The 7794-nt window shown below is 39.9% G+C and carries 11 protein-coding genes; 4 read left to right on the forward strand and 7 right to left on the reverse strand.

The features are described from left to right. On the forward strand, nt 1-845 hold an 845-nt coding region (locus tag AC3LHT_RS02405; protein WP_488661857.1), incomplete at its 5' end, for a HEAT repeat domain-containing protein. Here the strand turns inward: AC3LHT_RS02405 and AC3LHT_RS02410 are convergent. The 4 genes from AC3LHT_RS02410 to AC3LHT_RS02425 are packed head-to-tail and all read right to left on the reverse strand — an operon-like array spanning nt 838 to nt 3404. After that, nucleotides 838-1620: an energy-coupling factor transporter transmembrane component T family protein gene (locus AC3LHT_RS02410; protein WP_488661858.1), complete on the reverse strand. Its 783-nt coding sequence runs from the start codon at nt 1618-1620 to the stop codon at nt 838-840. The two genes, AC3LHT_RS02405 and AC3LHT_RS02410, sit on opposite strands and share 8 nt — an antisense overlap. Then, on the reverse strand, nt 1617-1979 hold the full coding sequence (queD, locus tag AC3LHT_RS02415; RefSeq protein WP_488661859.1) for a 6-carboxytetrahydropterin synthase QueD: 363 nt from the start codon (nt 1977-1979) through the stop codon (nt 1617-1619). The genes AC3LHT_RS02410 and queD overlap by 4 nt, the downstream gene beginning before the upstream one ends. 39 nt (nt 1980-2018) lie before the next feature. Beyond that, the gene (locus tag AC3LHT_RS02420) at nt 2019-2927 is read right to left on the reverse strand and encodes a PD-(D/E)XK nuclease family protein (RefSeq protein WP_488661860.1); all 909 of its coding nucleotides are present in this window, start codon (nt 2925-2927) and stop codon (nt 2019-2021) included. A 60-nt stretch (nt 2928-2987) separates the two neighbouring features. Next, nucleotides 2988-3404, reverse strand: coding sequence for a PPC domain-containing DNA-binding protein (locus AC3LHT_RS02425; protein ID WP_290645202.1), 417 nt, complete (start codon nt 3402-3404; stop codon nt 2988-2990). A 69-nt stretch (nt 3405-3473) separates the two neighbouring features. Between AC3LHT_RS02425 and AC3LHT_RS02430 the strand changes: the two genes are divergently transcribed. Then, nucleotides 3474-3890 carry a secondary thiamine-phosphate synthase enzyme YjbQ gene (locus AC3LHT_RS02430; RefSeq protein ID WP_290645204.1) on the forward strand — a complete coding sequence of 139 codons (417 nt, stop codon included), beginning with the start codon at nt 3474-3476 and terminating at the stop codon, nt 3888-3890. A 52-nt stretch (nt 3891-3942) separates the two neighbouring features. Next, nucleotides 3943-5097, forward strand: coding sequence for a glycosyltransferase family 4 protein (locus tag AC3LHT_RS02435; protein ID WP_488661861.1), 1155 nt, complete (start codon nt 3943-3945; stop codon nt 5095-5097). Here AC3LHT_RS02435 and AC3LHT_RS02440 read toward each other — a convergent pair. Next, nucleotides 5094-6095: a lysylphosphatidylglycerol synthase transmembrane domain-containing protein gene (locus AC3LHT_RS02440; protein WP_488661862.1), complete on the reverse strand. Its 1002-nt coding sequence runs from the start codon at nt 6093-6095 to the stop codon at nt 5094-5096. The two genes, AC3LHT_RS02435 and AC3LHT_RS02440, sit on opposite strands and share 4 nt — an antisense overlap. Then, complete coding sequence (locus AC3LHT_RS02445; RefSeq protein ID WP_488661863.1) at nt 6088-7098, reverse strand: glycosyltransferase family 4 protein; 1011 nt, start codon at nt 7096-7098, stop codon at nt 6088-6090. Before AC3LHT_RS02445 ends, AC3LHT_RS02440 begins: the two co-directional genes overlap by 8 nt. A gap of 93 nt (nt 7099-7191) precedes the next feature. Here AC3LHT_RS02445 and AC3LHT_RS02450 point away from each other — a divergent pair, with 93 nt between their 5' ends. Continuing rightward, complete coding sequence (locus AC3LHT_RS02450) at nt 7192-7356, forward strand: hypothetical protein (protein WP_488661864.1); 165 nt, start codon at nt 7192-7194, stop codon at nt 7354-7356. 110 nt (nt 7357-7466) lie between these two features. Here the strand turns inward: AC3LHT_RS02450 and AC3LHT_RS02455 are convergent. Further along, the coding region (locus AC3LHT_RS02455; protein WP_488661865.1) for a DUF4070 domain-containing protein at nt 7467-7794 on the reverse strand (328 nt) is incomplete at its 5' end.

Below are 7794 nucleotides of genomic sequence, written 5' to 3' on the forward strand. Positions count from 1 at the left end.
TCGAAAATGATCCCAGTAACGATATCAGGGAGATTTTAAAGGTTTACTCAGGACAAATTTCCCTGGATGAAGCGGAACTCCTCCAACTTCCCAAAAAGCTGCAGAAGATCGCTTTTGCTTCTGTGATAAAGGCCAGAGATTCAAAAGCGCTGAAAATCCTCATGGAAAAGATAAAGGCTTTCAACACCCCTTCACTTAAAGCAATAGCCATAGAATTTTTGGGTACTTTTCCAGAGGAACTTGCAAAAGATGCCCTCATGGGTTTTGTCAAGTCTGACGACAAAACAGTAGCCCTTGCAGCTGTAAAGGCCTATGGAAAAGCTTTTGGCTATGGGAGCGAATTGCTGCCTTTTGCCGAAAGCTTCGTTCAGGACCCGGATGAGGAAAAGAGGATAGTAGGTGCGCAAATACTTAAAAAGCTCATGGAACCATCAACAGTGGAGCTCTTGAGAGAAAATCTGAATGACCCATCGGATAAGGTGCGTTCCGTGATCATCGAGGCATTAGGAAACATGCTCGATTATTCATTGGAAGAGATTGTCGATAGATCACTGACTTCCACTTCGACGAGATTGAAAAAAGCGGCTCTCCGGGCTACAAAGAAATTGAAATTAACCAGTGTAGAAGACAGGGTTGTTCATATCTTTGGAAGTATAAAAGAAGAGAATTCACTACGCATCCTTGCCGTTTCAGTAGCAGGTTACTTGAAATACGAGTCAGCAATACCTCAGCTTGTAAGAATCGTGCAGACTCCTGAAACCTCAGGTAAACTGAGATTGGCAGCTGCCAGAGCATTGGCACGCGTTTCACCGCGACAACTGTTGGAACTCTTTGGCGTCAGTTGAAAAGAATACTCAGAACTATGAGAAAGCTCATGAAAGCGAAGAGCTTTTCGCTAAGCCCAAATTTCTCTTTTGAACATATTGTCCTTTCATAACGGCCGTAGTACCGCATATCCATGGCTACGGCCAGTTCTTCCGATTTGCGCAATGCAAGCACAACAAGGGGTATGATAACCGACAACGATGATTTTATCCTTCTGAAAAGGTTTCTGCTTTCAAAATCTGCTCCTCTCGCTTTTTGTGACAACATGATATTTTCCATCTCCTGAGACAATATGGGAATGAACCTCAAAGCTATGGAAAAAACCAACCCAGTATCTGAGGAAAACTTTTTAGGTAGTTTTAACTTGAACATAAGGCTTTCTATTCCCTTTGCAATGGATAAGGGACGTGTTGTACAAGAAAGTAAGGTACTGAACATAATTGCCCCGATTATCCTTGCGCTGTAGGTAAAAGCTCCAACGAGACCTTCAAAAGTTATACTCAGCTTTCCCATAGAAAGCAATATTCTTCCAGGGGTGAAAAAAAGCTGAAAGATAAAGACCATAAGCAGTAGCAGCCAGATACTCCGAATGCTCCGTAAGTAATGCTTTATATGGATATTGCTTAAGTATACAAGCACGAAGAAATAGAGGAAAAAGAGAAAAAAGTCCGCAGGCGTGGAACAGAAAAAGGAAATCACCGCCATACCAATAAACCCGATGAGTTTTGTTCGTGCATCGAGGTCGTGAATCGGAGATGCGATGTTTATAAATCTTCCAAGGGGTAACTGTCTCATTCTTCCTCCAGATATCTCACAGAACTCGTGGGTGTTTCCCACAAAGTGACTTCATGGAGTTTCCTTCGGTCATTGTTTATGCACGGTTTCAATCTATCGAAAATCCACTTTGCAATGTTTTCAGCAGTGGGCTGTTCAATGATTTCGTTTATATAGGAATGATCGAGGTGCTTCAATATCTCCTTTTTCACTATGTCTTTAAGCTCCAAAAAATCCATGATCATACCTTCATTGTCAGGCTCACCAGCAACTGTCACTCTCAATTTATAGGTGTGACCATGAAGTTTTTCGCATTTTCCATGGTATTTTATCAGATTATGCGCTGCATCAAAGCTGAACTCTTTTGTGACATAAAACATCCAATCAACTCCCAACTCACAAAATTTCAAAGTTTAGCTTCAGCTTCCTTCTGTGAAACATATCTCTTTGAATTCACAATAATTGCAATTTGAGCTGCGATTTGCCGGAAAAGCAGAGATGTCCTTTGGTTTATTAATAGCAGGATCCTCAAGGTATTTGTTCAATTCTTCTATACTTTGAGAGATGTATTTTTTCAAAGCCTCAATTTGATCAACAGAGAACTTGTATTCCATTCTTTCACCACTGAGCAGGTATTCGTTCACGCAGTTAATTGTAGATAGTTCAACACCTGGGTATTTTTCTAGTACGTAAATAACATACAGTCCCAATTGCAAGGCATCCTTATCGGGTTTCTTTGCACCGGTTTTCCAGTCCACAATGGTGATATTGCCGCTACTACGATGCAAAAAATCGATCACAGAATAAACTTTTACGCCTTCAAAATAGAAGCTCGGAAAATTCTCATCGACTTCAATAGGTTCCACCTCGTTTTGAAGAACCCTTTTATATGAAAGAGAATTTTGAAAATTCACCAACGATCTTTCAACCCTTTTCAAAATTTCCTTGCTTTTCTGTCTTAACCAATTTTCTCTGTCATAATATAATTCCGAAAGAACATTATATTCCTTTGGCCATCTTTTCCAATCCTCTAAATGTTCAGTAGAGTCAATCCAGGCTTCTCTCAATTTTGAACGGATCTTATCAAAGGATGCCCTTGCTGAGAAGCTTTTCTGCAATATGGCCGCTTTTATTTCTTCATGAATAGCCTGTCCCGAAAGAGCATATATGTTTTGCAATTTACTTAAAAGATAAGCTTTTCTTTCCAGCTTGCTGGCACCGGGCTGCCAGCCTTTCCATGAAAGAAAAGTCTTGTAATAGTATTTGCGCTTACATTCTTCAAAGAGCCTTTGCTTTGAAAGTGACCATGACTTTTCTGGATATTCCATAGTATGTCAGGCTGAAAGGCTTTTAGCTATAGCCTTCAGCGCCTCCTTTCTTTATTCTGTTCAAGATAGAGGACTGAACTGCTCTCCTTTTACTCTTCTCAAAGAAAGAGTTTCTGCTTTTTGAATGAATAGTTCAACTGTGTTGCATACAGTGGCGTTGAAAAGATGCCCGCCCACACATTCATGAGAAGGGCCAGCTAACGAAGCGTGTAAATGAACAAAAGTTTCGTTATCTTTCAAAGCAATATTACCTTGAAGCGAAAGCAACTCATGAGGTACAGAAAAAGAATGCTTTTCATACCTCATGGCCTGGATGTTAAACCACCCAAGCTCGAAGTCTCGTAACATCCCTATGCCGTTGATAACAACTCCTGACCTTATTCCAGCATTTTTCAAAGTATCTTTAAGGGCTTCGAAGAAATTTTCATGGTTGTCAAACCTAATGAACAAAAGACCGTTCTTTTCACGATAAATCATTCAATCACCCCTTATAAGTTTAACATCATTTCAAGTGATAAAATATGATTAAGGAAAGGAGGATTTTGTGTGAAAAGCTACAGAAAGGAACTTTGGTTTCAAACTAACAAAAGAAGAGAGTTGATAAATATAACCTCGCTGGTTGAGGAATGTGTCCGGGAAAGTGGAGTAAGGGAAGGGCTCTGCCTTGTTAATGCCATGCACATTACTGCGAGTGTGTTTATAAATGACGATGAGCCCGGACTGCACAAAGATTTTGAACGCTGGTTGGAGAAACTGGCACCGGAAAAACCATATTCCCAATATGAGCACAACGGTTTTGAAGACAACGCTGACGCGCACCTGAAGAGGACGATAATGGGGCGTGAGGTAGTAGTTGCAATCACCAATGGGAAGCTGGATTTTGGCCCCTGGGAGCAGATCTTCTATGGCGAATTTGATGGTAAAAGAAGAAAACGCGTTCTTGTGAAGATAATTGGCGAGTGAGCATCAACATTTTTACGCCTTCAACATAAGATAATATTGCGGAGGTTTAAATATGAGAATAGCTATGTTTTCTGACACATACCTTCCACAGGTAAATGGTGTTGTTACCATGGTTAAATTACTGAAAGACTATCTCGAAAAGGCGGGACACGAAGTCTTTATCTTCACAGTATCTCACCCAAAAGCAAAACCAGAAGAGAACGTGTTTAGGTTTAGGTCCTATCAATTCCCATGGGAGAAACAGCATCGTGTAGCTTCGCCGATGATATTTAAGGAGGCCGAAGGGATGATCCTGGACTTGAAAGTGGACCTTATACACACGCATACAATGATAGTAATGGGCTATATAGGGAACATAATCGCTGGAAGGCATGGGATCCCTTCCGTGAATACCTATCATACTCTAATGGAAGATTACGTTCATTATATACCTTTTTTCAACAATTTTCTGAAGGAACTTGTCGTAGATCAAACCAGGAGATTTTGCGATAAACACAGCGCTATAATCGTTCCTTCGAGCAAGGTGAAAAATTTGCTAAGGAATTACGGGGTTTCCTCAGAAATTGTGGTTATTCCAAATGGCATAGAACTGGAACATTTTGAAACCCCCTTCTCCCGAGCGGAGAAAGAAGCGTTTAGAAAGAGATGGAACATTCCCAGTGATGCAACTATAATGATCTTTGTAGGTAGGCTTGGCAAGGAGAAAGGTGTTGAATATCTGGTAGACAACTTAGCGAAGGTAAGCCAGAAACACCCCAACACGTATTTACTGATAATTGGAGATGGACCGGAGAGAAAAAACCTGATTTCTCAAGCAAAAAAGCTCGGCATAAAGAAAAAGGTTATTTTCACCGGTTACCTCAAATGGCCGAGAGAAGTTTCGCTTGCATATCAAGCCAGTGATTTTTTTGTCATGGCTTCACATACAGAAACTTTTGGGGTTGTTCTTGTAGAGGCCATGATAAATGGGTTGCCGGTAGTTGCTTTTCATGATGAAGCATTTGACAACATTATTGAAAACAATGCAAATGGTTATATGGTTGAGCAAAAAGATGAGCTTTACAAGGCAATGGATCTTTTGCTATCTTCAGAAGAACTACGCAAAAAAATGGGACAAACAGCCAGAAAAACTGCGAAAAAATTCAGCATTGAAAATCACGTTAAAGAAACACTGAAGCTTTACGAGCGAATAATCAATGGTCGTTAGGATTCTTTTTTTACAGCTCCAAATACGCTAAAAAGCCCGCCAACAACGATATTTACATAATAGGTAAAAAACCGCCAGAGTACCATCACAGCGGCTGTTTTTTCACCAAGCATTGAAGCGAAAAAGAGCAGAAAAAACCCTTCAGATGCACCGCTGGCACCGGGAGTAGGAACCATGGAAGAAATCAAAAACAGAACAAGCTGTATTGATACAAGCCTCAAATAGTCCAGTTTGATACCAACTGCCAAAGCCACGAAATAAGGAGTGGAAATAAAGGCAAGTATCTGCAAAAAGGCTAAAAGCAGTCCTGCAAAAAAAATCCCCATATTTTCAAGGGATTTTTTCATACCTTTGTGAAATTTATCTACTTCCGAAAAAAGTCTCGATAAAAGAGTATCTGAGTCTTTAACCAATTTCACTTTGGCGAGAAAGTTGAAAAAGAATTTCGCTATGCCCGTGGCAAATCTCTTGCTTAAAGAGAAGAAAAAGAGAAACACTAGAACCCCCGAATTTATCAAAAAGCCCACAATCGCCAATAAGGCAAGATTGGAAATCTCTTTTGAAACGAAGGAATAAGCAGCCAGCACACCTACCACTCCAAAAATCGTTATCACTATTTGATAAACAACAAATCTCGAAACCAGCATTGAAGTAGCTTTTCCTGCACTATGCTTGTCTTTAGTCATATAGGCGACCTGAGCAGGTTGGCCTCCCGTGTAAAATGGAGTTATGGCTGCAAAGAAACGTCCGATCAATGTTATTTTGAAAAGATATGAAAACCGAACCTTCAAGCCCGATTCCCTGGAAAAAACCATTATGGTTAACGCCTCAAAGGTCCAGGTGAGAATGGTCATCAGCAACGCAACCAATAACCATGCCAAATTGGCTCTCGCGATGTAGTTAACTGTTTTTGAAAAATCAGAAAAACCAAATACGATCAGGAGAGTGATTATAGAAATCAGCGCAGCGATCATAAAGTTCCTGGTGTTTTTATTCATTTGCTCCCCCCGTTGCGTTTAAATAGACTTCTTTGAGCTTTTTCCCAACGATTCTGAGGTCTCTGTCCTGAGCTGTTTTTACGGCTTTTTCCCCCAACTTCATTGCAAGATCCCTATCTCTTAGAAGGGTATTAATTGCTTCACAAAAACCATCAATATCTGAAGCCTTGAGGCAATTTTCACCTGAGATCATCCAATCCTGATAGACCGGAATATCCCTGATGACAACCGGACATTTCATAGAGCAGGCCTCAAGCACCGCAATTCCTTCATTTTCTTCATAGCTTGGAAAGAAAAAAACATCGGCTGCAGAAAGTGCACCCAACAGCATTTCAAAAGACAGATAGCCAGGGAATAAAAGGTTCTCCGGTGATTTTCGTATAACATTTCTGATGGAAAGAGGCTGAATGGCAGAGAATTTTGCACCTATCCATACAAAACGATACTCTGGAAAGCTTTTGGCTACTTCCGCAAAATCTATAAGCCCCTTCCTCTTGAGCGGTAGCCCCACATTTACAATCAAAGGTGTTTTAATATTGAAAGAGTTCCTGAATTCTTTTGCAAGAGTTTCATTTCTTTTGAACAGAGCAGTATCTACACCGTTTGAAACAACAAAGCCAGGAGTACTGATTCCATAACCTCTGATGAGACCCTCGGTGTATTTTGAAGGGAAAATCAAATAATCAGCGGCTGAATATCTTTTGATGAGTTGCTTTTTCAAAAAGGGGGCAATTTGGTTGCTGAATAAAAAGCTGTTGCGAAAGTCTTCATAAGTTGTATGAGTATGATAGATAACGGGAATTCCTTTTTCTTTTGCGTTTTTTAGAACTTTCCAGGACTTTGGGCCGAGAGTATTTATATGAACGAGTTTATAATTGTCCCGGGGATCGAGGGTGAACGCAACATCAGTGTGCTTGAGAGCTTGCATCTGGTGTTTCAACGCTATTCCGACTCCCGATTTACTGAATAGTTTTTTGCCTTCTGAAAAAAGCAATACTTTCACAAGTCCACCTTCCAGTCAAAAAAAGAAGAATGCTTACTAATATTATTATATAGTGCAAAAGCGAAATTTAAAATGAGTGGAGATGACCTACATATGAAAGGAAAAAAGATATTCCTGTGGACAACCGCAGTTGTTCTGATATTGATCTCTGCTTTGAAGGTCACTTTGCCTGCACTGAAAGATGAATCCGTTAAGAGGATGTTATTTAAAAAAGCACTGAAAGCATCGATGCCTCTACTGCGGAGTTTTCCTTTGTAGTACTCGAAGATAACAAAAACTCCGTATCGACCTTTGACAAAATTATCAATAAAATAAACAAAACCGGATATAAAATTTGTTATGAATGCCGGGGATCCAATTCCGATTGACTAACCGCTTTTAGTGCCGAATTTTTCAGAGAAAAGGGACTTTTCATTTGGAAGTAAAACTTCCCGTTTGGAAATTTTCTCCGCTATTTTTCTGAAGTGAAATCCCGATATCATGAGTGATACGATAAGCGGTATGTATTTTCGCTTTTTGAAAAAGCTCCAAACTAACAATTTCCAATATTCAAATCTTTCTTTACTGAACAGACCGATCACAAAAATGGACCTTAAAAAAGCTTTAATCTCTGTGATGGTAATCCTTTTTGGTATGGAAACATCCGGCAATTTGTATGTTGACAAGAATTTTTTGAGTCGCTTATAGTAATTCCGT

Source organism: Kosmotoga sp. (assembly GCF_982836095.1).

What these genes read in the sequence shown, in the direction of transcription:
- AC3LHT_RS02450 (WP_488661864.1), top strand. Translation starts at nt 7,192, where the DNA reads ATGAAAGGAAAAAAGATATTCCTGTGGACAACCGCAGTTGTTCTGATA.
- AC3LHT_RS02435 (WP_488661861.1), top strand. Translation starts at nt 3,943, where the DNA reads ATGAGAATAGCTATGTTTTCTGACACATACCTTCCACAGGTAAATGGT.
- AC3LHT_RS02420 (WP_488661860.1), bottom strand. Translation starts at nt 2,927, where the DNA reads ATGGAATATCCAGAAAAGTCATGGTCACTTTCAAAGCAAAGGCTCTTT.
- queD (WP_488661859.1), bottom strand. Translation starts at nt 1,979, where the DNA reads ATGTTTTATGTCACAAAAGAGTTCAGCTTTGATGCAGCGCATAATCTG.
- AC3LHT_RS02440 (WP_488661862.1), bottom strand. Translation starts at nt 6,095, where the DNA reads ATGAATAAAAACACCAGGAACTTTATGATCGCTGCGCTGATTTCTATA.
- AC3LHT_RS02425 (WP_290645202.1), bottom strand. Translation starts at nt 3,404, where the DNA reads ATGATTTATCGTGAAAAGAACGGTCTTTTGTTCATTAGGTTTGACAAC.
- AC3LHT_RS02410 (WP_488661858.1), bottom strand. Translation starts at nt 1,620, where the DNA reads ATGAGACAGTTACCCCTTGGAAGATTTATAAACATCGCATCTCCGATT.